This window comes from Salipaludibacillus neizhouensis, from assembly GCF_002886185.1.
GTDB lineage: Bacteria > Bacillota > Bacilli > Bacillales > Salisediminibacteriaceae > Salipaludibacillus > Salipaludibacillus neizhouensis.
In genome coordinates this window covers 2,326,924-2,349,703 of record NZ_KZ614146.1, presented here as the reverse complement: position 1 = coordinate 2,349,703, position 22,780 = coordinate 2,326,924, and the positions used below count along the sequence as shown (strand labels likewise).

General features: G+C 36.8%; 27 protein-coding genes and 1 tRNA gene. 13 read left to right on the top strand and 15 right to left on the bottom strand.

The annotated features are described in order from the left end of the window. Positions 1–331: 331 nt before the first annotated feature. On the top strand, positions 332–661 hold the full coding sequence (locus CEF18_RS11050; RefSeq protein WP_110936525.1) for a hypothetical protein: 330 nt from the start codon (positions 332–334) through the stop codon (positions 659–661). Between the two features lie 358 nt (positions 662–1,019). Here CEF18_RS11050 and CEF18_RS11045 read toward each other — a convergent pair. From CEF18_RS11045 to CEF18_RS11035, 3 genes are all read right to left on the bottom strand, one after another. After that, positions 1,020–1,094, bottom strand: a tRNA-Val gene (locus CEF18_RS11045). Between the two features lie 74 nt (positions 1,095–1,168). After that, on the bottom strand, positions 1,169–1,348 hold the full coding sequence (locus tag CEF18_RS11040) for a hypothetical protein (RefSeq protein WP_110936524.1): 180 nt from the start codon (positions 1,346–1,348) through the stop codon (positions 1,169–1,171). A gap of 146 nt (positions 1,349–1,494) precedes the next feature. Continuing rightward, positions 1,495–2,055: a phosphatidylglycerophosphatase A family protein gene (locus CEF18_RS11035; RefSeq protein ID WP_110936523.1), complete on the bottom strand. Its 561-nt coding sequence runs from the start codon at positions 2,053–2,055 to the stop codon at positions 1,495–1,497. A gap of 389 nt (positions 2,056–2,444) precedes the next feature. Between CEF18_RS11035 and CEF18_RS11030 the strand changes: the two genes are divergently transcribed. Next, entirely contained in the window at positions 2,445–2,960 is a 516-nt protein-coding gene (locus CEF18_RS11030) for a YjcG family protein (protein WP_110936522.1), read from the top strand. Continuing rightward, positions 2,960–3,385, top strand: a complete 426-nt coding sequence (locus CEF18_RS11025; protein WP_110936521.1) for a GNAT family N-acetyltransferase — start codon at positions 2,960–2,962, stop codon at positions 3,383–3,385. Before CEF18_RS11030 ends, CEF18_RS11025 begins: the two co-directional genes overlap by 1 nt. Before the next feature lie 112 nt (positions 3,386–3,497). Here the strand turns inward: CEF18_RS11025 and CEF18_RS11020 are convergent, their stop codons facing one another. From CEF18_RS11020 to CEF18_RS10995, 6 genes are all read right to left on the bottom strand, one after another. Then, on the bottom strand, positions 3,498–3,962 hold the full coding sequence (locus CEF18_RS11020; RefSeq protein ID WP_183040898.1) for an S-ribosylhomocysteine lyase: 465 nt from the start codon (positions 3,960–3,962) through the stop codon (positions 3,498–3,500). 128 nt (positions 3,963–4,090) lie between these two features. Continuing rightward, positions 4,091–4,843, bottom strand: a complete 753-nt coding sequence (gene nfsA / locus CEF18_RS11015) for an oxygen-insensitive NADPH nitroreductase (protein WP_110936520.1) — start codon at positions 4,841–4,843, stop codon at positions 4,091–4,093. A gap of 87 nt (positions 4,844–4,930) precedes the next feature. Continuing rightward, positions 4,931–5,287 (bottom strand): YppG family protein, encoded by a 357-nt coding sequence (locus CEF18_RS11010; protein ID WP_110936519.1) that lies wholly within the window; start codon positions 5,285–5,287, stop codon positions 4,931–4,933. 4 nt (positions 5,288–5,291) lie between these two features. Next, complete coding sequence (locus CEF18_RS11005) at positions 5,292–5,732, bottom strand: Hsp20/alpha crystallin family protein (RefSeq protein ID WP_110936518.1); 441 nt, start codon at positions 5,730–5,732, stop codon at positions 5,292–5,294. A gap of 434 nt (positions 5,733–6,166) precedes the next feature. After that, a complete protein-coding gene (locus CEF18_RS11000) occupies positions 6,167–6,862 on the bottom strand; it encodes an ATP-binding cassette domain-containing protein (protein ID WP_223292286.1) in 696 nt (231 codons plus the stop codon). A 16-nt stretch (positions 6,863–6,878) separates the two neighbouring features. After that, entirely contained in the window at positions 6,879–7,535 is a 657-nt protein-coding gene (locus CEF18_RS10995; protein ID WP_110936516.1) for a potassium channel family protein, read from the bottom strand. A gap of 121 nt (positions 7,536–7,656) precedes the next feature. Between CEF18_RS10995 and CEF18_RS10990 the strand changes: the two genes are divergently transcribed. The 6 genes from CEF18_RS10990 to CEF18_RS10965 all read left to right on the top strand — a co-directional run bounded on the left by CEF18_RS10990 (position 7,657) and on the right by CEF18_RS10965 (position 12,773). Continuing rightward, positions 7,657–8,088: a universal stress protein gene (locus CEF18_RS10990; RefSeq protein WP_110936515.1), complete on the top strand. Its 432-nt coding sequence runs from the start codon at positions 7,657–7,659 to the stop codon at positions 8,086–8,088. 44 nt (positions 8,089–8,132) lie between these two features. Beyond that, positions 8,133–9,212, top strand: coding sequence for a mechanosensitive ion channel family protein (locus CEF18_RS10985; RefSeq protein WP_110936514.1), 1,080 nt, complete (start codon positions 8,133–8,135; stop codon positions 9,210–9,212). Positions 9,213–9,253: 41 nt separating this feature from the next. Continuing rightward, entirely contained in the window at positions 9,254–10,306 is a 1,053-nt protein-coding gene (locus tag CEF18_RS10980) for an HD-GYP domain-containing protein (protein ID WP_110936513.1), read from the top strand. 104 nt (positions 10,307–10,410) lie between these two features. Then, positions 10,411–11,130 (top strand): 2,3,4,5-tetrahydropyridine-2,6-dicarboxylate N-acetyltransferase, encoded by a 720-nt coding sequence (gene dapD, locus CEF18_RS10975; protein WP_110936512.1) that lies wholly within the window; start codon positions 10,411–10,413, stop codon positions 11,128–11,130. Positions 11,131–11,132: 2 nt separating this feature from the next. After that, positions 11,133–12,275 carry an N-acetyldiaminopimelate deacetylase gene (locus CEF18_RS10970; protein WP_110936511.1) on the top strand — a complete coding sequence of 381 codons (1,143 nt, stop codon included), beginning with the start codon at positions 11,133–11,135 and terminating at the stop codon, positions 12,273–12,275. Positions 12,276–12,530: 255 nt separating this feature from the next. Further along, entirely contained in the window at positions 12,531–12,773 is a 243-nt protein-coding gene (locus CEF18_RS10965) for a YkuS family protein (RefSeq protein ID WP_110936510.1), read from the top strand. A gap of 86 nt (positions 12,774–12,859) precedes the next feature. On the opposite strand, the gene CEF18_RS10960 is transcribed toward CEF18_RS10965, so the two are convergent. Next, positions 12,860–13,699, bottom strand: a complete 840-nt coding sequence (locus tag CEF18_RS10960; RefSeq protein ID WP_110936509.1) for a mechanosensitive ion channel family protein — start codon at positions 13,697–13,699, stop codon at positions 12,860–12,862. Between the two features lie 221 nt (positions 13,700–13,920). Between CEF18_RS10960 and CEF18_RS10955 the strand changes: the two genes are divergently transcribed. Beyond that, positions 13,921–14,589, top strand: a complete 669-nt coding sequence (locus tag CEF18_RS10955; RefSeq protein WP_110936508.1) for a potassium channel family protein — start codon at positions 13,921–13,923, stop codon at positions 14,587–14,589. A gap of 287 nt (positions 14,590–14,876) precedes the next feature. Here CEF18_RS10955 and CEF18_RS10950 read toward each other — a convergent pair whose 3' ends face one another. The 5 genes from CEF18_RS10950 to CEF18_RS10930 form a co-directional block, all read right to left on the bottom strand. After that, complete coding sequence (locus CEF18_RS10950) at positions 14,877–15,821, bottom strand: DUF4349 domain-containing protein (RefSeq protein ID WP_183040899.1); 945 nt, start codon at positions 15,819–15,821, stop codon at positions 14,877–14,879. Between the two features lie 195 nt (positions 15,822–16,016). Continuing rightward, positions 16,017–17,681, bottom strand: a complete 1,665-nt coding sequence (gene rnjA / locus CEF18_RS10945; RefSeq protein ID WP_110936506.1) for a ribonuclease J1 — start codon at positions 17,679–17,681, stop codon at positions 16,017–16,019. A gap of 3 nt (positions 17,682–17,684) precedes the next feature. Continuing rightward, positions 17,685–17,897 carry a DNA-dependent RNA polymerase subunit epsilon gene (locus tag CEF18_RS10940; RefSeq protein ID WP_110936505.1) on the bottom strand — a complete coding sequence of 71 codons (213 nt, stop codon included), beginning with the start codon at positions 17,895–17,897 and terminating at the stop codon, positions 17,685–17,687. A 419-nt stretch (positions 17,898–18,316) separates the two neighbouring features. Next, positions 18,317–18,898, bottom strand: a complete 582-nt coding sequence (def, locus tag CEF18_RS10935; RefSeq protein WP_110936504.1) for a peptide deformylase — start codon at positions 18,896–18,898, stop codon at positions 18,317–18,319. Positions 18,899–19,139: 241 nt separating this feature from the next. Then, a complete protein-coding gene (locus CEF18_RS10930; protein WP_110936503.1) occupies positions 19,140–19,328 on the bottom strand; it encodes a YjcZ family sporulation protein in 189 nt (62 codons plus the stop codon). A 234-nt stretch (positions 19,329–19,562) separates the two neighbouring features. Here CEF18_RS10930 and CEF18_RS10925 point away from each other — a divergent pair, with 234 nt between their 5' ends. The 3 genes from CEF18_RS10925 to CEF18_RS10915 all read left to right on the top strand — a co-directional run bounded on the left by CEF18_RS10925 (position 19,563) and on the right by CEF18_RS10915 (position 22,734). Next, the gene (locus tag CEF18_RS10925; RefSeq protein ID WP_110936502.1) at positions 19,563–20,216 is read left to right on the top strand and encodes a YkyA family protein; all 654 of its coding nucleotides are present in this window, start codon (positions 19,563–19,565) and stop codon (positions 20,214–20,216) included. A gap of 448 nt (positions 20,217–20,664) precedes the next feature. Continuing rightward, positions 20,665–21,753: a pyruvate dehydrogenase (acetyl-transferring) E1 component subunit alpha gene (gene pdhA / locus CEF18_RS10920; RefSeq protein WP_110936501.1), complete on the top strand. Its 1,089-nt coding sequence runs from the start codon at positions 20,665–20,667 to the stop codon at positions 21,751–21,753. Positions 21,754–21,756: 3 nt separating this feature from the next. Next, positions 21,757–22,734: an alpha-ketoacid dehydrogenase subunit beta gene (locus CEF18_RS10915; RefSeq protein ID WP_110936500.1), complete on the top strand. Its 978-nt coding sequence runs from the start codon at positions 21,757–21,759 to the stop codon at positions 22,732–22,734. Positions 22,735–22,780: the final 46 nt, after the last annotated feature.

Here is a 22,780-nt window from a genome sequence, read left to right as displayed (position 1 = left end):
GCGGGTAGAAAATAAGAGCATGAGCGAGTATAAGAAAGAAAAGAATGGTCGATTTTTCGGTAGGTGCTACCGAGGTAGCACCTACAAAAGTAGCGGGTAGAAAACGGGAGCATGAGCGAGTATAAGAGAGGAAAGATGATCGATTTTTCGGTAGGTGCTACCGGTGTAGCACCTACAAAAGTAGCGGGTAGAAAATAAGAGCATGAGCGAGTATAAGAGAGGAAAGATGATCGATTTTTCGGTAGGTGCTACCGGCTTAATCAAAAGGGCATTGAAAAAGTAAAAAACGACTTTTTAATGTCCTTTTACTATTCCGCAGGAGTCGCGCCTTTTGCTTAGTCAGTATTTTAATAAATTTGAAATAACGTTTATGAAATCAAACTTTTTTAAAAAAGTAAGTATAGAATTTTCATTTTTCCAGAATACTATATTCAAAAGGGAAAATGAGGTGATGAAATTGGGATTATTAAATTCAATTTCACAATGGAATAACGAGAGAAATGAGCGAAAGATTGAAGTAATGCGAGAACAGGGGTTATGTCCAGAGTGCAGAGGTAGAGGGGTGCATGTGCCGATGGGGTACTATGATTTTTCTGTTAGCTATTACGAATGCGCTAGTTGTGAAGGCAGCGGAAAATTTTCTGATTGGGCAGAAAAATAAATTTCATAATAAAAGCTGATAATAGAAACTAATTTATGCTCTATTATCAGCTTTTTGCTATTGGTAAAGTTATTGTCCTGCGGGTATCTATCACAGTTTGTTCGATTTATTTGACCATAAGTGCGCTTGGTTACGCAATCGGTTTGTAATAACAATACATTTCATCGTCACTATTTAATAACGAAATTTCTTTTACTCTCCTCGCCTTTTATTTACAAATATTTATTTAATTATCTTCTCCCTCATTTATAAGGATATTATTACAATTTATTCCATTTTTATTGGATTTTAAAAACTAGTATATTTAGATAACAAAAAATCCCTTGTATAAATACAAGGGATTAACATTATAGTAATATGGTGACCCGTACTGGATTTGAACCAGTGACCCCTTGCCTGTCAAGCAAGTGCTCTCCCGCTGAGCTAACGGATCGTTATGTAAATTAATAATACGACAACTACTAATATATAAGAAAAGAGGCCGGAAGTCAATAGATTTGGTGGATATTATTCGTCATAAGTGTAACGAACAACATATTTGTCATTTTTTATTTTCCTTATCTCTACTAACGGCCCAACTTCGTATCCATTTACCCAATTATCTTCTATTTTCGCTTTTAAGCAATTAGCTTGAAATTTTGAAGTGAATATTTGTTTCCAATAAATCCATCTAGGTTTCTTTATCATAAGGTCTCACCTCATTAATATATTGGCATCATTGTTTAAGATAATAGCACTTCAAAGCTTTTACATCAAGTTTAGGACGAGTATTTGAGCAATAAACAAAAATGACTCAAAAGGTTTTTGACCTTTTGAGCCTTCCTCAAGGTTTATTAACCAATTCTTTCTTCCTCGTCTTTTCGATCAATTTCATCTTGACGAAGCTTCTCTTCACGATCACGAATGCGATGGGCAAGTCTGCTCGAAGCATTCGCAGCAACGCTTGCTACAAGATCATCTAAAAAGGTATGAACGTGACTGCCTTCCTTTGAATCTAATTCTTTGATAATACCAACTTTTTCTTTGTCCAAAAAGCCAAATGTTGTAACCGCGATGCTACCGTAACCAAATACGGAACCTATTGCGATCGTTTCATCAACCCCAAATAATCCTTCGTCCATTTCAACAATTGACTGCAAAGGCTCTGAGAGTTTCTTTTGTTCTGCCAGTTTGTCTAATTCAATGCCGACTAAAAGTGCGTGTTGTATCTCTCGCTTCTCAAGTACAGCATTTACACTATCAATACAATCTTTCATATCTAGAGAATCAGTATATTTAACTTGTAAATCATAAACTATCTTGGCAATGGACTCAATGGAGACTCCTCGCTCGGTTAATAATTTTCTTGCTGCATTTTCTACAACATGACAATGCACTGGTTGTTTGTTTGTCATGAAATCCTCTCCTTTATGTTAGTTAAGTCACTGTGTATATTTTACATTCTACCATATTTCTAAAATTCATTCTTTTCAGTTAACTTATTATAGGAAAAAAGGAAATAGGAATAATCAAAAGGATATTTTGAATTCTAACGCGAATTGTACTATGATATAGACAGATTAAATTACAAAGGCACGTATGATGACAGGCTTTTTGCAATTTAGCCTATGCATTATTTGGTTAAAGGGGTTGCCCCATGGGAATAACAAGTTTTTTTCAACCAAGGTCATTAAAGTTTAACAAAAGACACTAAGCGTTTTTCTTATGGTCATTTTCTTGAAGAAGAGTTACAAAACTATACTCATAAAACATATAATGTTTTATGTAACAAGGAGGACTAACTATGAAGTACGGTATTGCAGTTTTTCCATCAAAAGATCTCCAGGATATTGCTAATTCCTATCGAAAACGTTATGATCCAAAATATGCAAAAGTACCTCCGCATCTTACTTTAAAAGCTGCTTTTGAGCTTAACGAAGACGAAGAAGATGATATGATTAATCAACTAAGAGAAATCGCTAGTACTTCGAATCCTTTTACGTTAAAGATAGGTAAGTACAGTACATTTCATCCTGTGACGAATACAATTTATATGAAAGTAACGGAGAACGAGGATTTGTTTGCATTACATGCAAAATTGAATGAAGGTGACTTAACCATTGATGTGGAACACCCTTATGTTCCACATATTACGATTGGCCAAGAAATGAATTATGACGAGTTATCTGACGTGTACGGGCGTTTAAAGTTAGAGACAATTCATCATGAAGAAACAGTTGATCGATTTTCATTAATGTATCAGCTTGAGAATGGGGCATGGAGTGTCCATGAAACGTTTGTGTTAGGAAAAAGTCAATAATGGTTCAAGTATTAGTAGCAAGAACAGTAGAAGAGTTAAGGGACGTTTATGATGTTCGCAGACAAGTATTTATAGAAGAGCAAGGAGTACCCGCAGAAATTGAAGTGGACGAGAAAGAAAAAGAGTCAATTCATCTTGTTGCCTATCATGATAACCAACCGATAGGAGCAGGACGCTTAAGATTGGAAGAGAATTACGGTAAGGCTGAACGAGTCTGTATATTAGCTGAGATGAGAGGGAAAGGCCTTGGTGCTGCATTAATGAAAGAAATGGAGCAAGTTGCTCGGGAGCGCGGGATGGATAAGTTAAAATTAAACGCCCAAACTCACGCAGAATCGTTCTATAAAGGAAATGGATATGCCACCGTTTCTGATACATTTTATGATGCAGGTATTTTACATGTGACAATGGAGAAGAAGTTATAACTATAAAAAAGAGATGTAACGAGTTCAATGAACTTAGTACATCTCTTTTTAATTAATAAGACTTCATTATAAATTCTGTATGTTGATATTAATTGGTTAACAGCATCGTGTATTAAGCAAAAACCTCGGTCCATTCATTTTTTCTGTCGAGCATTTTTTGAGCGATTTCTTTTGCTCCTTCTAGAGAATGAGAAGCAGCCCAACCGCATTGTACTTCATTACACGCAGGCACTTCTGTAGCAACTAAAACATCGTTTAACGTTTTGTCGAGAAGTGAAAGGATATTCTCGTAACTGCTGTCATTAATGATTGATAAATAGAAGCCTGTTTGACATCCCATTGGACTTATATCCACTATTTGATCATGATGATTACGACTTAACTCTGCCATCATATGCTCTAAAGAGTGAAGTCCAGGCATATCCATGTGGTCTTGGTTAGGTTGGCAAAAACGCAAGTCATATTTATAGATTGTATCTCCATTTGCCCCTTCTGTGGTACCAGCCAATCGAATATAAGGTGCTTTCACCTTTGTGTGGTCAAGATTAAAACTTTCAACATTCATTTTTTTAACCATGTGTATTCCTCCTCGAAATAGTATCGTGTAATATTTTTTCACTCATTATCAAGCGGTTAATCATGAAATGAGATTTTTAAATATCAGTTCAATATTGAAAGCAAGTTTCTAATGAGTTTATCAGAATTCTATGATTTCATAAACCCTTTTTTATTAACAAAGTCTTTCATATCTGGACGTGATGGCTGACTTAGCATTTGTGATACTTGCTCTGTCCACCGATCACTTCTTTTTCCACTGGTGCGTTTATGATAATAATCGGATATTATATCATTATAATGATGAAGGCCCTCAGTAACTGTGTCTTTATTAGAAGGATAAGCATCTTTATAATAAACATTTTCGATAGGTAAGCGCGGTTTTTGATCTGATTTAGTTGCTGGTACTCCAACAGCCAGTCCAAACAATGGGATGACATAGTCAGGTAGATTTAGAAGTTCCGAAACTTTTGTAATATCGTTTCTTAATCCGCCTATGTAGCAAATTCCAAGACCCATGGACTCAGCAGCAATAGCAGCATTTTGAGCAGCTAGTGAAGCATCGATAAGGGATACCATGAATTTCTCCGTCGATTCCAAAGAATCTTCTACGTTCGTCTCTTCTAATTCAGAACCGACACGGTGTCGGTATAAGTCAGCACAAAATACAAAAAAGTGCCCATTAGTTTCCACATAAGGCTGATTACCTGCTAGCTCTGAAAGTTTCGTTTTCTTAGAATGGTCTTCCACGCCAATAATCGTATAGGCTTGAATAAAGCTCGAGGTGGAAGCCATTTGAGCAGATTCAACGAGTAGTTTGATCTGTTCATCACTTAAGGATTCATCCGTAAATTTTCGTATCGAGCGGTGACTTAATATCGTTTTAATCGTGTCATTTAACAAACTTTATCAACTCCTTTAATATTATTTTAGCACATAATGATTATCTACCTCCATAAATGCAAAAACAGAAGGCTTTTGCCTCCTGTTCTATGGACGGGTGAAGAAGCTGCCAACTTGTTTTACGATGGGGCTGACTTGGTTAGCAGTTTTCACTACCTGGTCCATTGTCGTCCAAGCTTTTTGATAATCAAATTTCCCCTCTGTTGTTTGAAATGCTTTCATGAGTTTTGCTGTCTTACTCACTTGCTGAGGCTGAGGGGGATAGCCCGAATAATTCCCGATTTGAGCATTGTATCCCCATCGACCACTTGGACCTGCTTGATAGAACTGCGGTGGAGGTTGTTGATAAGCAGGAGGAGGGGCATTATTCATTTGGTGATAGGGATGTGGTCGATAGAAGTTATGCTGATGATAAGGTGGGTAAGGTTGCTTTGGGAAAAACATTGGATTATACCTCCTTCGAATCAATTTGAATTCGTTTGCGCTTTTTTTGTATTTTAATCGTTAATAATCCCTGCGATAAGTTTGCTTTTAGATCCGTTTCGTTGATTGCAAATGGCAGTGATATGATACGATCTGAGCGCTGGTATCTAAAAGCTTGTTGAGAAATGTTGTTTGTTTTGTCCCGTCTTTCCCGTGCTTCTTCATCGTGAATGCTTATTTTAATATTATTTTGAAAAATATCTAATTGTACTTGTTCTTTTTTAATTCCTGGTAACTCTGCTTCAATAATGAAATTATCTGCAGTCTCATATTGATGAACAGCAATTGGTCGCGATGTTTGAAAATGATTTATTGCTTGATTAAAAAAAGAGTCCATGGAGTTTAAAATATCTCCGAATGCTTGCTCTTGAATAGGTTTATTAAAATCTTTCTTATCTTTACTCATTCTCTTTCACCTCACTTAGCGGTTTCTCCTCTGATACAATATGCAAGACCAACCAAAAAAGAGTGGGCAATAAACTTAATTTACGGTGAATTCTTGGAAGGGATTTTTAGAGTAAAAGAGCATTGAATGTGGTTTCTTTATGATCTAGATTTACGCTAAAGTCCGAGAGTTTGAAAGACCGTTTCATATGCTTGTCTCTTTTCTTTCTTTTTTGTTCAAATGTTGGCATAATGGAGATAGAACTAGGAAAACCAAAGGGAATAAAAAGGGTGTGGATGAGATTGGAAAAACTGAAAAAGGGGATTATCATTGTACTGTTAATAGGTGCGGGTGTAGTGGTAATTTCTTATACAATATTTACTATACTTGCTATTTTTTATAGTGGTAGCTAAAAAGAAGCCCACCGTTAGTTAGTGGGCTTCTTAGTAATGTAATTAAAGTACCGGCTCTTGTTTACTCTTTTCTATAAGCTTGTTGTTTTCAACCTTATAATGACGATCTGCTTGGGGGAATATGGCCGGATCATTTGTACAAATAATTACGGTAGTATCGTTTTGTTTCGCAAATGTAAGTAATTCTTCTAAAATGCCAGCGCCTTCGGATCCCTGCAGCGATTTCAGAGGCTCATCGGCCAAGATTAACTTTGGACCTGTCATCAATATACGTGCAATTGTAGCAAGAACCTGATGTTTATCATCAAGACCTTCAATAGTATCATTAAAGTTCTCTGTTGAAAAACCAAGTTGAGTTAATATGTTTATAGCTTTTTGCTCTTGTTCTATATACTTAGGAGAGTCCTCCTTAATATCCATCAGTAAATTTTGTTTGGCTGTCAGAAAAGGCATTAGAAGCCCTTCATCATTAATATAACCTATGTTTTTCATTCGCCAATCGCTTCGTTTCTTTATTGTTACGACATCTTCTCCAAAAACTTGCACGATTCCTTTGTTTGGGGGAGTCATTGCTGCTATCATTCGGAGTAAAGTTGATTTTCCTGTACCTTCATCACCTGAAATGACGACTACTTCACCTTCGTTTACGGATAAGTTTAAGTCCTTGAACAATAATGTCGTCTCGGACCCGTGTATAAATCGCTTTAAAATGTTGGTTAATTTAATAGCAATCATCATGAATCCCTCCTAAAAATTATAACGCGTTAAGTTGGAAACGTCTTAGATCCCGTTTATTTCCTATAACAACAATGATATCACCAGCGTACAAAGGATCCATAGGGTTAGGTGTAACATCAACTTTTCCTTTTTGTTTTATAGCAATGATTGTACAGCCATATTTTGCGCGGACATCTAAATCGACAATCGTTTTTCCATTGACTTTATTCGTTGCAAGTATTTCGACAATGCTGTATTCGGCAGAGAGATCAATGTAATCAATTACTTTTTCGGATGTTAAGAATTCAGCAATACGGTTTCCCATGTCTTTCTCAGGATGGAAAATACGATCGGCGCCAATTTTTTCAAGTACTTTATGATGATAATCATTTTGCGCTTTGGCCCATACTTTTCTGACGTCTAAGTCTTTCAAATGAAGGGTGCACAAAATACTGGCTTGGATGTCCTCACCAATTGCTACAATGACGTGTTCAAAGTTGCGTATTCCAACTTTCTGTAATGCACTTTCATCTGTACCATCTACATTCAATGTGTGTGTAGCAAAACCCTTTACTTCGTCCAATTTTTTTTGATTCTTATCGATGGCTAAAACCTCATGGCCTAAGTGATAGAGTTCTTTACAGATACTGGTTCCAAATCTTCCTAATCCTATAATGGCAAATTGTTTTTTCATTAGTTTTCCCTCTTTATCATTCGTTTATATCAATGAGGTAAAAGTATATCATTTACAGTCTAAACGTTTCAAGTTAATATTTAGATATTAGTATTAACTATATGAAGAAGAGGGGTACGAAATGATAATTGTTCCGATAGATGGGTCTCAGCATTCACATCACGCCTTAGACTATGCCGTTACTATTGCTTTGAGTTTAAAAGAAGAATTATTATTATTAAATGTACAACCTAAGAATGATGAACAATCTTTCTCTGAGAGTAATGGTATGGATAGATGGCCAGAAGAGAAACTTACCAAAGGGAAGCAACAATTAAGTGAGGCGATTAGTATTATTGAAGGGAAGATACCATTTGAAACGATAATTAGAGTGGGTATCCCTTCCATCGAAATTACGACACTGGCAAAAGAACAGCAAGCAACTGCAATTATTATGGGATCAAGGGGTAATGGACCTGTAGTGAGTGCCATACTAGGAAGTGTCAGCTACGGTGTTCTTCACTTGTCACCTTGTCCTGTTACCATTGTGCCAGATAGAAAGGATTCATTATAAAAATGTATCTTGTATAGGATTATCGCAACTAAAGGAGTAAGCAGATGAATTATTGGTTTTTAGCGTTGACGTGGCAGGAGATTTCTATTGCAATAGGAATTTTCTTTTTATTTTTGTTGTTCAGGAAGCTTTTTACGACTTACATATTTAAATTAATTTTGGCTTTTTCCAAGAAAGCACCAACAGACATTCTGACAAGTGGATTACTGGCATTCGAACGACCTTTGAGATCATTTTTTGTAGCGATTGGTTTATTTACGGCTTTTTATTACCTGCCTACTCCTGAAACATTTGATGTCACCATTTATAGGATATTTCGTACACTTATCATTGGTCATATTGCTTGGGGAATATATAATATCTCGGCTTCATCCTCTACTATTTTTACAAGAGTAGGTACGAGGCTTGATATAAAGTTTGATCAGATCGTTTTACCATTTTTGTCGAAGCTTATACGCTTTGCGGTGATAGCGATGGCAATTAGTATTATCGCTGATGTCTGGGATTTTAATGTAGACGGATTTGTAGCAGGACTTGGTCTGGGTGGATTGGCTTTTGCTTTGGCAGCACAGGAATCTCTTGGTAATTTTTTTGGTGGCGTGATTATTATTACAGAGAAACCTTTCACGTTAGGGGATTGGATCAGCACGCCCACCGTTGAGGGAATAGTAGAAGATATTAACTTTAGAAGTACAAGTATTAGAACGTTTGCGGATACGATCATCGTCATACCTAATTCCACTTTAGCGAACGAAGCGATCCAAAACTGGTCTTCTATGAGAAAACGGCAAGTTAGCTTTGATTTGGGTATTAAGTATTCTACGCCTAGAAATAAAGTGAAAAGGTGTACAGAGAGAATTGATAATCTACTTAAAGTGAGAGATGATATTGACCAGGAAACGATTATTGTCAGGTTTAATGAGTTTAATGATAGTAGCTTGGATATTATGATTTACTTTTTCACGAAGACTACAGCTTGGCTAGAACATATGGAAGTGAAAGAAAATATTAATTTAGAGATCATGGCAATATTAGAGGATGAGGGAGTTTCTGTTGCTTTTCCAAGCAGAAGTATTTATATGGAATCGGAAAATAATAAAGATGAAGAAGAAAATCAAATGTAATTTGAAGCGGATAAAAGATTATTGCAAGAGGGGGATCTGCTATGAGGTATGCGTCCATAAATAAAATTGAACAAGGTGAAAAGCTTGGAAAGCATATATTTGCAGATGACGGAAGAATTCTATTGAGTGAAGGGGTAACATTGACAATAGGACTTTTATCAAAATTGCGTTTAATGGGTGTATCCTCGGTTTTTGTGCAAGATGATAGGTTTGAAAATATTGAAATAGAAGAAGTTGTTTCTGAAACAACAAAAAGACAAGCAATCACAGCATTAGCGGAAACCATCCAGTTTATCCAAGCCGACAAAGAGATAAATGGAAAAGAAATCAGTTTAATTGTTGGGAAAATGATTGATGAGGTCATGTTAAACTCTGATGTTCTTCTTCATTTAACAGATATTCGAACAAAAGATAATAATCTTTTTGTCCACCTAGTGAATGTCTGTATCATCTCAGTTATGGTAGGTGTTCAGATTGGTCTAGCTAAGACGCGTATTCAGGATCTCGCGGTAGGTGCATTACTTCATGATATTGGAAAAACGCAAGGGAGAGTGAAAAAAAGAGATATCCCTGTGGGGTATTCTTCTGAAGATGAATTAATGAAGCACCATTCTTGGAAAGGATTTAATACCTTGCGAAAAGTCCAGGAAATAAGCACTGTATCTGCTCACATAGCTCTCACACATCATGAAAATGTAGATGGAAGTGGTGAACCGAGAGGTATGGAGGGAAAAGACATTAACTTCCTATCTAAAATTGTAGCCGTTGCTAACGATTACGATCATTTGATTTCTAATGGGGAGGATGGTATGTCTTTGTTTCCGCATGAAGCGTGTGAACGTATTATGGGTCTCACGAATATACGATATGATCACCAGGTAGTGTGGAAGTTTTTAAGATGTGTCGCTTTTTATCCAACGGGTATCCAAGTGAAATTAAATGATGGCTCTATAGGAGTAGTGATTGGACAACATAAAGGATTACCGCAGCGCCCAATTGTCAGGACGTATCGATCGGACGGCGATGATTTCAGTTTTAAAGAGGTTGATTTAGCGAAAGAAACCACAACATTCATTACAAAAGTATTTACATAAACAAAACAATTTGTGATTTTTTTACATATTGCTAATGAATTGCATTTTGTGGCTGAAATGTCTATGATGAAAAAGAATGCAGATATACTGAGGAGGAATAATCAATGAAACAAATGGATGCAAATGAAATTATTAGTTTTATCTCTAATAGTGAGAAAAAAACACCTGTGAAAGTACATATTAAAGGAGATTTAGAGGGTATTGATTTTGGTAAGGAAACAAAATCATTTATCCAAGGAAATACTGGTGTTCTTTTTGGTGAATGGAAAGAGATTCAAAAATCGCTTAAAACCAATGAATCAAAAATTGAAGATTTTGTCGTAGAGAATGATCGACGTAATTCAGCGATTCCATTATTGGATATGAAAAATATTCATGCCCGTATTGAACCAGGTGCGCTTATTCGTGAACAAGTTGAGATTGGAGATTCTGCAGTTATTATGATGGGTGCTTCGATCAATATTGGTGCCGTAGTTGGAGAAGGCACTATGATCGATATGAACGCTGTACTTGGAGGTCGAGCAACGGTAGGAAAGAACTGTCACATCGGAGCGGGCGCAGTTCTTGCGGGTGTGATTGAACCACCTTCCGCAAAACCTGTAATTATAGAAGATGGGGTTGTTGTAGGGGCTAATGCAGTAGTTCTTGAAGGTGTCACAGTAGGTAAAGGTGCTGTAGTAGCAGCAGGTGCAATTGTTACAGAGGACGTACCGCCTAATACTGTTGTTGCAGGTACTCCAGCACGTGTTATAAAAGAAATTGATGATCGCACGAAGGGAAAAACTGAAATTAAACAAGAACTTAGAAAGTTAAATAAGGAATAAACATGAGTTATGATAAAGCATTAGAAGAGCGCTTGGTGGCCCGCCGCCGAGCGCTTCATCAAATTCCAGAGCTTGGTTTTCAAGAATTTAAAACGCAACAATTTATTTTGCAGGTGTTAGAAAAATGTCCGCAAAAGTTTCTGCACACTCAGACATGGGAAACTGGTGTACTCGTTAAAATAAACGGAATAGATCCATCAAAGACAATAGGATACCGTACTGATATAGATGGATTACCTATAGTTGAAGAGACTTCATCCCCGTTTTCCTCTCAACATGAAGGACGAATGCATGCTTGTGGTCATGACCTTCATATGACTATCGCCTTGGGTTTAGTGGAACATTTTTCCCGAAATCAACCTGCGCAAAATCTTGTATTTATTTTCCAGCCTGCAGAAGAAGGACCAGGAGGGGCAAAGCCAATTTTGGCTTCAGAAGAATTCAGAACTTGGAAACCGGATGAAATTTACGCTCTACATATCGCACCAGAACTACCAGTAGGAACTATTGCTACAAAACCGGGGATTTTGTTTGCCAATACAAGTGAATTGTTTATTGATTTCAAAGGAAAGGGCGGGCATGCTGCTTACCCGCATAAGACGGAAGATATGGTTGTGGCCGCAAGTCATTTTGTTACTCAGCTTCAATCAATTGTTGCACGGAACATCTCGCCTCTTGACTCTGCCGTTGTCACAATCGGTAAGGTTGAAGCCGGGACTAAGCAAAATATCATCGCTGAAAATGCGCGAATCGAAGGAACAATTCGGACATTATCTTTAGAATCGATGAAAGATATTAAAGCGAGAATTGAAGGATTAGCGAAAGGATTAGAAGTTGCATTCAGGTGTGAGACAACCATTGATTACGGGTCTAATTATTGTCAGGTTTACAATGACCATACATTAACTGATTCTTTCATTTCATTTGCAGAAAACTATTCGCCGATTACGTTTAAACGATGCGATAAGGCGATGACTGGAGAAGACTTTGGTTATTTCCTAGAAGAAATTCCAGGATTAATGTTTTGGCTGGGGGTAAATAGTGAACATGGTTTACATTCTTCTAAACTGAATGCAGACGAAGCTTCTTTATCAATCGCTGTGAATTACATGGTGGACTTTCTTGAATCTCGAACATCCAATTGATTGAGTTACTTTGCAAAGGTTTATGTTTCACCTTGGTTGTTTTCATAGAAGTTAACGAAGAAGCGAAAGACGGTTACTTCTGCTGGCAATGGAAGAAACATAGCATCGGGATTTTACAGAATTCGAGCGCCACACTGCTCTAATTAAAACAACAATCTAAAAGAAACAGCCGTTTCCTTTACCCTTTTAGCTATCATCGTATAAGAATGATTGATAGAGACATACTACGTTATGTAAAATAAAGGAGGAATTATTATGGCGAAGGTTGGAGTAGAAGAATCTTTAACAGATGTAGAACAGGCTTTACAAGCAAGAGGACACCAGGTAGTTGCCCTTCATAGTGATCAGGACGCCGCGAATTGTGATTGTTGTGTGGTGTCTGGTCAGCACGATAACATGATGGGGATGGCAGATACTAAAACACAAGCATCTGTAATATCAGCAGAAGGTCTAACGGCGGATGAAGTGTGTGAGCTTGTAGAGAGTAAAGTAAAATAAGATCAGACAGCATGAAACAAAAATTTTATACATCATCCCTAAAGAAAAAGGGTCAAACATCTAAAAAGTGTTTGACCCTTTTTATCTTATTTTTCTTCTTTTTGTACGTTCACTTGATGTGGAAATGGAATTTCAATATTATTTGCGTCTAGTGCCTCTTTCATTGCTTTGCGTAATTTACGTTCGACACCCCATTGTTCCATATTAGCGGTTTTGGCAAGAATTCTTATAACGACATCACTGTCACCTAAGCTATTCACACCAAGAACATTTGGACCTTCTATAATAAGTTCGTCTTCTGCTGCCACACGGTCACAAGCTGCTTGAAGGACGACAATGGCTTCGTCAATATTTTCACTGTATCCAATGCCAATATCTACTAAGGCTCTCATATTAGACCGTGAGTGGTTGCTGATGCTGCCTATTTCACGGTTAGGAATATAGTGAACAGTGCCATCAAATCCACGAATCCTAGTAGTTCTTAGTCCGACTTCTTCTACAATACCATCAAGTCCTGCCGCAGTGACATATTCTTCTACTTCAATCTGCTTTTCAAGCAAGATGAAAAAACCAGTAACGACATCACTGACAAGTCCTTGGGCTCCAAAACCAATTGCAAGACCAACAATACCAGCACCTGCAATGAGTGCTGTCACATCATATTCAAAAATCCCTACAATTAGAGTAATGAGTATGAATACAAGAACATAAGAAAAAGCATTACTAGTTAGTTTTTCAAGAGTTTTAGCGCGACCTCCTGAGATATTTCGTTGTGTACTCATTTTGGTGAAACTTGAGGAAATAAATTTGTTCCCAATTGCACGTACAATGAAAAAGACGATAAGAATCCCGATTAACTGTAAAGAGACTATTAAAGCTTTCGTGCCTATGGTTGTCCAATTAATTGCTTCAATCCATTCCGACATATGTATACTCCTTTCGTATTCTCTATAGTTTGCATGTTACAGTTTACCACAATGGGCATACTCGTTAAACATTTTTGATTTAACGCTAAATTTTGTTGTTTTAAACAGGAATTTATAGGGGGGCGGAACCGGCATATATTTCTATGAGATAAGTTCATTGAAACGAATGGTAATTCTCGGTATGATATAAATAGAAGTAAAGAGAAGGGCTGAGGAAGAGAATGAAAAAACAATTTGCTGTTATAGGTTTAGGGAGATTTGGTGGGAGTATATGTCAGTCGTTAAGTGAGCAGGGGATGGAAGTATTAGCGATTGATTTGAATGAAGACAAAGTAAATGAATTTGCAAACATAGCTACCCACGCTGTTGTAGCTGATACAACGGAAGAGAACACACTAAAGAGTTTAGGTATACGTAACTTTGACCATGTGATTGTTGCAATAGGAGATAATATTCAATCAAGTATTTTAACAACCCTCATGTTAGTTGAGGCAGGTGTGAAACACATAACTGTAAAGGCTCAAAATGATTACCATGAAAAAGTGCTTAACAAAATTGGAGCACATAAAGTGGTCCATCCAGAAAGAGATATGGGAATAAGAATTGCTCACAATATTGTTTCTAAAAACGTTCTGGATTATTTAGAGTTATCCGATGAATATAGTATTGTTGAATTAATGGCAGGACAGTCTGTTCATGGGAAATCCTTGATTGACTTGAATATTCGAGCTAAATATGGATGTAATATCATGGCGATAAAAAGAGATGAAGAAATAAATGTTTCTCCTGATGCGACTCAAGACTTACGCAAGGGTGATATTATTATCGTTATTGGAGCCGATGAGGATATTAATCGGATGGAAGAAGATCTGTTTGATGATGAGGATTAATCATTTAGTAAGCTAAGCTCAATGAAAGATACAAATAGATAGCTATTTTTTAGTAAGTCTGTTTTCTAAAGATTGTTGTTTTATTTCTTTCAGGAGTGCTCGAATACGCTATAGGCGTACGCTTCCACGGGCAATGCTTGAGTCTCCTTAGGAAGTAGACCAAGAGCACTGAAAAGTCGATTTTTGCTATTTCAGTGCCCTTTTAATGCAATGAGCGAAACTTCCACACTTTTTTACTTTACATACATCATAATTTATAAAATACTGCGAAGATACATTTAGAGAGGTTATATTTGATCAGTTTTATTTTTCTTTTGCCTCTTTTTTAACAAAAAGACCCCGAATCCCAAAATAATTAAAGGAACGATGATAGGGGAAAGACCAATTATAAATACGAATAGTCGTGAAAAAATTGTTATAAGTGTATTTATCGTGTCCATAAATAAACTTTGGGCACGCTCTAGTGTGTTTAATGTTTCACCATCATGCAGTGAAGAAACATTCACGGCTCTTTCTTCCATATGAACAGTAACAGTTGAGAGGGCTACTCGATCTTCCAGATAATTCATTCTCCCTACTAACTGTTCTATCTCCTCTTGAACCTCAGATAAATCTTGTGAAATTACTAGTAAGTCTTCGGTATTTTCAGCATCTTCTAAAAAGGATGTTAGACGTTCTTCCACTATTTCTTTAGATTTTAACCGCGAATCTAAATCTACAAATTCTTCGGTAACATCGTCTCCGTTCGTTGATTTCTCTAATACTTCTATGCTATTTGCTTCTAATTCATTTAAAAATGGATAGAAATACTTTTGTGGTATTCTTACAGTTATATACCCAGATTGACTTTCATTTTCACCGTGTTGGTAAACCGAAGTTTCCGCGATAAATCCACCATATTGAGCAATTTCCTCTTCGATAAGTGATTGTGTGTCTGTATAATTATCGACGATTATTGATAGCTCTCCAGTGTAAATGATCATTTGATCGAAATTTTGTAATGTTTCCGTATTCGATACTCTATCCGCACCTTGATCTTGAGTGTCAGTCTCCAATTCTTCCACACTTACTGATGAATTGTCGTCGAAATTATCTAGGCCGACATTTTGACTTTCCGAATCTTTTGCTTCGTTTGCACTAGTTTCAGAGCCTTCATTGGAGCAAGCAGAGAGGAACAGAAGTAGTAATGAAAAAATAAAGAGAGATTTGCGCAGTGATTCTAGCTTAGTCACGATTCATTCGCCTCCTCATTCACTATTTCTATATTTAGTCGTAAATAAGGCGAGAAAGTTACAATTCGAAGGGAATGAACCGTGATGGTGTAGGGGAGGGGGAAGAAACGAAATTAAAAATACGGCATAAAGTCTCGAGGATTCGAGCTCATGCCGTATTCGTATGAATGGAATACTTATCCCATTTGAATTAAATTAAACTTCCATAATAATTGGTAAAATCATAGGTTTACGTTTTGTTTTTTCATATAGGAAAGGTCCTAAAGTGTCTGTCACTTCATTTTTAATTTCAGACCACTGCGTTGTTTTATTTCCCATCATGTTATTTAAGTGAACAGCAAGTTTTTTCTGGGCTTCATTAATTAGATCACCTGACTCTCGCATATATACAAACCCGCGAGAAATAATATCAGGACCAGAAGCTACTTTGAATTCCTTCATGTTCAAGGTTACAACCACAACAACTAACCCTTCTTCTGATAAAATACGACGATCTCTTAGAACAATGTTTCCAATATCTCCAATACCACTACCGTCAACATAAATTGAACCGGAAGGAATTTTACCAGCAAGATTAGCCTCGTTTTTATCAAGGGCTAGTACATCTCCAATGTCCATTACAAAACAGTTTTCTTCTTGAACACCACAATCCTGTGCGAGTTTCGTATGCATTTTTAACATGCGATACTCCCCGTGAATTGGCATAAAGTATTTCGGTTTCATTAAACGAAGCATCAGTTTTTGTTCTTCTTGTCCTCCATGACCAGAAGTGTGGATGTCATTAAGGGAACCATGTATAACTTCAGCACCTGCTCTGAATAGTTGGTTGATAATCTTGCTCACACTAAGTGTGTTTCCCGGAATAGGTGAGGAAGAGAATACAACAGTATCGCCGGGGATGATTTGAATTTGACGGTGAGTCCCGTGCGCGATTCTTGATAGAGCAGCCATAGGTTCCCCTTGACTTCCAGTACACAAAATTAAAACCTGTTCCGCTGGAATTTTATTTAGCTGGGAGGTCTCAATAAATGTACTTTCTGGAGCTTTGATATAACCAAGCTCACGGCCAATTCTAATAGCTGACTCCATACTGCGCCCGAATACAGCAACTTTTCGTTGGTATTTGACAGCAGATTCTACTGCTTGTTGCAGCCGATACATATTTGAGGCAAACGTAGCGAATATAATTCTACCGTCTACTTTTCGGAATATTGCATCGATGCTTTCTCCTACTTTTCTTTCTGACATTGTGAAACCAGGTACTTCACTGTTTGTACTATCTGATAAAAGACATAAAACACCTTCTTCACCAATCTTTGCCATCTTAGAAAGGTTAGCAGGTTCGCCAACAGGCGTAAAATCGAATTTAAAATCACCAGTTTGAACGATATTTCCTGATGGTGTTTTTACAACTATTCCGAATGAATCAGGAATACTATGCGTTGTTCTGAAAAATGATACAGAAGTTTTTTGGAATTTAATGATGTCTTCCTCTGCAACTTCATGTAATTGGGCTGTACGAAGCAGGCCATGCTCTTCTAATTTATTTCGAATTAATGCTAAAGCAAGTTTACCACCGTAAATTGGCACATTAATCTCTTTAAGAAGATATGGGACTCCACCGATATGATCCTCATGACCATGAGTAATAAATAAACCTTTTATTTTGTCTACATTTTTAACTAAGTACGTATAATCAGGAATAACATAATCAATTCCTAATAATTCGTCTTCCGGAAATTTGATTCCAGAATCAATAATAATAATTTCATCTTGGAATTGGACAGCATACATGTTTTTTCCAATTTCACCCAGACCCCCTAGGGCAAATATTGCAACTTGATGATTTTTTGCTTTCATGCCTTAAAAATTCTCCAATTTAAAATCAAGATTGTTTTCTTTTTCGTATGCGAGTGATTCTTCTGATAACGGGGTCACAAATTCAATATTATATTCTTTACCTGTTAACTTTTTACGTACTTCCTCTTCCGATGCTGCTTCTAAATATAATGAATTTGTTCTCTCTCTTACAGGTACTTCGTTTAATGTATCCTGATAAAACACTTTAAAGATCATTAGATCCTCTCCTTTTTCATATTAATAAATTTATAGTATAGGACTCTTTTAACTTTTCTTCATACGTTTTCAAGCTCAGTGATCCTATGTAAGCGTTGAATAAATGCCGAGTTACCGATGAATTAGATAGGATTTCAAAATTTTCCCCCTTTTTTCAGTTCCGATCTGAAAAAAGATGAAATAAATAGTAGAATCAGCTAATAAATAAACCCTTCGTAACTTTTCAATAATCGTTCTCTCCACCTTTTCAACATTTTAAACCCTGTTCCCTTGCAATTCAAGTTTGATGTCTAATTAGACGGCAGTATTTACTCTGAAAATAGAATAATTCACCCTAATCTAAAGGTTATATGGCTAATAGCTATGAATAATATAAACCAAAGATTTAATGGCTTCCATAAAAAAACCCTTCCTTTACTTTAAGAAAGGGGCTCTTCATGTTCAGTTCTATTAATGACTTCCTTTGGAGGAAGAGTTTCCTTGTAAGGATCATCTTCATCGATTCGGTCATAGAACATAATCCCATTTAAATGATCAATTTCGTGTTGGAACACAATTGCCAAGAATCCCCGAAATCTCTTCACAACTTTTTCTCCATTTAAATCGTAGCCCTCTACTTTGATCCGTGAGTACCTCGGAACTGTTCCGGTTATTTCACGATCAACAGAAAGACAGCCTTCACCACTCTCAAGAAACGTTGTTTCTGCTGAATGACTAATAATTTTAGGATTAAATAACCCATATTCTTCTAATTCATCTTTATGATTCGTTGTTCTGACAGCGATCATTCTTTTGGGAATGTTTATTTGTGGTGCAGCAATCCCTACTCCAGGTCTTAAGTTATATTCCTCAGCAATTTCAGGATCTTGACTATGTAGTAAGAAGTCCATCATGCTTTGCAATGTTTTCTTATCTTCTTCGTTTGGTGGTATATCCGTTGGCTCTGCAACTTGCCGCAATGTTGCATGTCCTTCTCTTATGATATCTTCCATTGTCAACATATTTGTGTCCTCCTATACACTTAAAAAATATGATAATAACATAATACCAATTATGTATTATTTAATTAAAATAGATAAAATACTGGCTAGAGGAGTGTTTTCACTAATTAAAGGAGTAATCTTGCTTCGACTAAACCTGATAAGAGTTCCATTTACTCCTCTTCTCCTATCATACCCAGTTTTCAAGCGAAAGAAAAGAGAAAGCGAGTCATTTTAACTCGCTTTCTCCAGAATATGCGATTTAGCAGTGGAAATGAGATGCTCCTACAATAATTAATAGGATAAAAAGCACCACAATTAGAGCAAAGCCTTTTCCTGCGCCTGCAGCCGGGGCATAGGCACCAGCAACTGCACCTGGATGACCATACCCAGCACCAGCAACTTGTGATCCATATCCGCAAGGGTCGCAACAACCATCGTATCCATACATAATAAATCCTCCTTTTTAATCGTCAGCCGTCTTTGTTGAGCGGCGTAATAACATGGTATGCATTAGACCAGAGATGGAATGGATATATGCCTAGAAAAAGAGGATTCTTCATCAAGGAATGAAAAACAGGATATTATACCCAGCTTCAAAAAATATCTTGTCAAAATAGAGAAAATAGGGTAGCTTGTTAAATGGATGACAATTTCGTTTGATTATTTTTAGGAGGGGCTTTTTTTGAAAAATATATATATCGTTTTGGTGATGGTAGTCACCTTAATAATTCTATCTGGTTGTACGAATGAACAACCGGCAGAATTAATGTTTGAACCCTTAGAAGAGTCAGTTCAAATAGAACAAGACATCGAGACCAAGCAAGGACCTTTAACTGAAGCTGAACAAAATGAAGCTGAACTATATACAGAAATGTTAACACTCTCGTCAGTTGATGAAATTGAGCCATTAGCAGATGAAGCTATTGCCTCTGCTGAATCAAGAAGAACGATAATGGAAGAGGAATATGAGTTGATTGAAGAATCTTACACGGTTTTTCAAGAAATTGAACCACATGTTGAAGAAATAGATGAAGAAGAAGCTGAGCAAAAAACTCATGGAGAAGAATTAATTCAGGTTATGGATGAAAGATATGATGTTTATCAAGAATTACATGAAGTGTATATGGCTTCCATTGAAGATGATATTAAATTATATGAGATGGCGAAGACTGAAGATGTAGAAGTGGAAGACCTTCAGGCACAGCATGAGATCGTGAATGAATCTTATTCTCAAATCACTTCTTTAAATGATCAATTTAATGAATTGACTTCTTCCTATAATGAAGCAAAAGTTGCTTTCTATGAAGCATCTGACTTAGATATTAATTTTGAATAATAAAGTTACTTTTTTTGAGATGACGAAAGTCATCTTTTTTTATATCAACTTGTGATGAATTGAACAAGTTAATGATATATAACAGATCTACTAATAATTCTATAACAGTTTAAACATTGTAACTGAAAAAAATTATAATATTAAGCGATAAAATTCAATGAAAGCTAGTTCAAAAGCGTTGACGAATCAAATTAACTTGTGTAAACTTTAAATTGTAAATAGAGGGTTGTATCATAAATTTAAAAATGAAACTATTACAGAAGGTGTGGAATTGTCGTAAAGACAATGGATTAATGCCTCTGAAAAAGGGTATACAACCACTATATATTTAATTATCGGTTTCGTATCACATGGTTTAATTGAATTTGGGTATCTTAGTTAGTAGTGATTCAAGAGACTTATTTTAAAAGATATTTCTAAGATTAGAAAGGATGAGGTGAAAAGATTCATGGAAAAAACGAAAGAACTACAACAAGTAGAGGATCAATTCCAAACTTTCCAAATCCTCGATGAGGAAGGGAAAGTAGTTAATGAAGAAGCAATGCCTGAGCTTTCTGATGACGAGCTTAAGGAATTAATGACAAGAATGGTATATACACGTATATGGGATCAGAGAGCGATTTCACTTAATCGTCAAGGGCGCTTAGGTTTCTATGCTCCAGTAGCCGGTCAAGAAGCTTCAATGATTGGATCGCAGTTTGCTTTAGAGGAGAATGATTGGATTTTACCAGGATATCGTGATATCCCACAAATTCACTTTCATGGTGTTCCTTTAGCACAAGCATTTTTATGGTCTCGTGGTCATTTTATGGGTGGTCAAATGCCAGAAGGCGTGAGAGTAATGATGCCTCAAATTATTATCGGTGCACAAATCACGCAAACTGCTGGTGTAGCAATGGGTCTTAAAAAGAATAAAGAAGATGCAGTTGCTGTTACTTACACAGGTGATGGTGGGGCTTCACAAGGCGACTTCTACGAAGGAATGAACTTTGCTGGTGCGTTTAATTCTCCTGCAATTTTTATTGTGCAGAATAACCGTTTTGCTATATCAGTGCCTGTTGAAAAACAATCTGCCGCAAAAACTATTGCACAAAAAGCAGTAGCAGCAGGTATTCATGGAGTACAAGTTGACGGAATGGACATACTTGCAGTTTATGCAGCAACAAAAGAAGCTCGAAAACGTGGATTGGAAGATAATGGTCCAACACTAATTGAAACTCTGACTTACCGTTATGGACCTCATACAATGGCAGGAGACGACCCAACTAGATACCGTACTTCTGAGTTAGATGATGCTTGGGAAAAGAAAGATCCTCTTGTCCGTTTCCGAAAGTATTTGGAAGGGAAAGATCTATGGTCGGAAGATGATGAAAACAAAGTAGTCGATCAGGCTAAAGAAGATATAAAAGCAGCTATTAAAGAAGCAGATAGTGCTCCGAAACAAAAAGTTACGGACTTAATTGGAATTATGGGAGAAGATCTTCCAGCAAATTTAGAGGAGCAAATGAACGAATATAAAGAAAAGGAGTCGAAGTAAGCTATGGCGCAAATGACTATGATTCAAGCAATAACTGATGCAATGCGAGTCGAACTGAAAAACGATGAGAAAGTACTCGTTTTCGGGGAAGATGTAGGGCAAAACGGAGGAGTTTTCCGAGCTACAGAAGGACTACAAAAAGAATATGGGGAAGATCGTGTATTTGATACGCCTCTAGCTGAATCTGGAATCGGTGGATTAGCAGTAGGTTTAAGTGTAACTGGTTTCCGTCCTGTAATGGAGCTTCAATTCTTCGGTTTCGTTTTCGAAGCATTCGATGCCATTGTCGCCCAACTTGCACGCATGCGTTATCGTTCTGGTGGAACGTATCATTCTCCGGTTACAATTCGTTCTCCTTTCGGTGGTGGAGTGAAGACACCTGAGCTTCATGCAGATAGTTTGGAAGGTTTAATGGCTCAGTCACCTGGGATTACGGTAGTTATTCCTTCTACACCTTATGATGCGAAAGGGTTATTGATCTCTTCTATTCGCAGTAATGATCCAGTTGTGTTTTTAGAACATATGAAACTTTACCGATCGTTCCGGGAAGAGGTTCCAGAAGATGATTACTCTATTCCTTTAGGTAAAGCAGATGTGAAAAGAGAAGGAACAGATATCACTATTATTACATATGGTGCGATGGTTCATACTTCTCTTAAAGCAGCGGAAGAGCTTGAAAAGGATGGTATTTCAGCGGAGGTAATTGATTTACGTACAGTAAGCCCAATTGATATTGAGACAGTCATCAAATCTGTAGAAAAAACAAATCGGGCAATGGTAGTTCAAGAAGCGCAGAAGCAAGCAGGAATTGCTGCACAAGTAGTCGCAGAGATAAATGAGCGAGCAATCCTTAGTTTGGAAGCGCCGGTCCTTCGGTTAACGTCACCAGATACTGTGTTCCCATTTGCATCAGCTGAAGATACTTGGTTACCTAATCATAAAGATGTGATTAAAAAAGCAAAATACATTATTGAATTTTAAATAGATATATTTTTCAAAAGGGAGGAAGAAGAAATTTGTTCCTCCT

Coding starts and splice junctions, on each gene's coding strand:
- CEF18_RS11040 (WP_110936524.1), bottom strand. CDS start 1,348: ATGATAAAGAAACCTAGATGGATTTATTGGAAACAAATATTCACTTCA.
- CEF18_RS11035 (WP_110936523.1), bottom strand. CDS start 2,055: ATGACAAACAAACAACCAGTGCATTGTCATGTTGTAGAAAATGCAGCA.
- CEF18_RS11030 (WP_110936522.1), top strand. CDS start 2,445: ATGAAGTACGGTATTGCAGTTTTTCCATCAAAAGATCTCCAGGATATT.
- CEF18_RS11025 (WP_110936521.1), top strand. CDS start 2,960: ATGGTTCAAGTATTAGTAGCAAGAACAGTAGAAGAGTTAAGGGACGTT.
- CEF18_RS11020 (WP_183040898.1), bottom strand. CDS start 3,962: ATGGTTAAAAAAATGAATGTTGAAAGTTTTAATCTTGACCACACAAAG.
- CEF18_RS11010 (WP_110936519.1), bottom strand. CDS start 5,287: ATGTTTTTCCCAAAGCAACCTTACCCACCTTATCATCAGCATAACTTC.
- CEF18_RS11005 (WP_110936518.1), bottom strand. CDS start 5,732: ATGAGTAAAGATAAGAAAGATTTTAATAAACCTATTCAAGAGCAAGCA.
- CEF18_RS11000 (WP_223292286.1), bottom strand. CDS start 6,862: ATGATGATTGCTATTAAATTAACCAACATTTTAAAGCGATTTATACAC.
- CEF18_RS10995 (WP_110936516.1), bottom strand. CDS start 7,535: ATGAAAAAACAATTTGCCATTATAGGATTAGGAAGATTTGGAACCAGT.
- CEF18_RS10990 (WP_110936515.1), top strand. CDS start 7,657: ATGATAATTGTTCCGATAGATGGGTCTCAGCATTCACATCACGCCTTA.
- CEF18_RS10985 (WP_110936514.1), top strand. CDS start 8,133: ATGAATTATTGGTTTTTAGCGTTGACGTGGCAGGAGATTTCTATTGCA.
- CEF18_RS10980 (WP_110936513.1), top strand. CDS start 9,254: ATGAGGTATGCGTCCATAAATAAAATTGAACAAGGTGAAAAGCTTGGA.
- dapD (WP_110936512.1), top strand. CDS start 10,411: ATGAAACAAATGGATGCAAATGAAATTATTAGTTTTATCTCTAATAGT.
- CEF18_RS10970 (WP_110936511.1), top strand. CDS start 11,133: ATGAGTTATGATAAAGCATTAGAAGAGCGCTTGGTGGCCCGCCGCCGA.
- CEF18_RS10965 (WP_110936510.1), top strand. CDS start 12,531: ATGGCGAAGGTTGGAGTAGAAGAATCTTTAACAGATGTAGAACAGGCT.
- CEF18_RS10960 (WP_110936509.1), bottom strand. CDS start 13,699: ATGTCGGAATGGATTGAAGCAATTAATTGGACAACCATAGGCACGAAA.
- CEF18_RS10955 (WP_110936508.1), top strand. CDS start 13,921: ATGAAAAAACAATTTGCTGTTATAGGTTTAGGGAGATTTGGTGGGAGT.
- rnjA (WP_110936506.1), bottom strand. CDS start 17,681: ATGAAAGCAAAAAATCATCAAGTTGCAATATTTGCCCTAGGGGGTCTG.
- CEF18_RS10940 (WP_110936505.1), bottom strand. CDS start 17,897: ATGATCTTTAAAGTGTTTTATCAGGATACATTAAACGAAGTACCTGTA.
- def (WP_110936504.1), bottom strand. CDS start 18,898: ATGTTGACAATGGAAGATATCATAAGAGAAGGACATGCAACATTGCGG.
- CEF18_RS10930 (WP_110936503.1), bottom strand. CDS start 19,328: ATGTATGGATACGATGGTTGTTGCGACCCTTGCGGATATGGATCACAA.
- pdhA (WP_110936501.1), top strand. CDS start 20,665: ATGGAAAAAACGAAAGAACTACAACAAGTAGAGGATCAATTCCAAACT.
- CEF18_RS10915 (WP_110936500.1), top strand. CDS start 21,757: ATGGCGCAAATGACTATGATTCAAGCAATAACTGATGCAATGCGAGTC.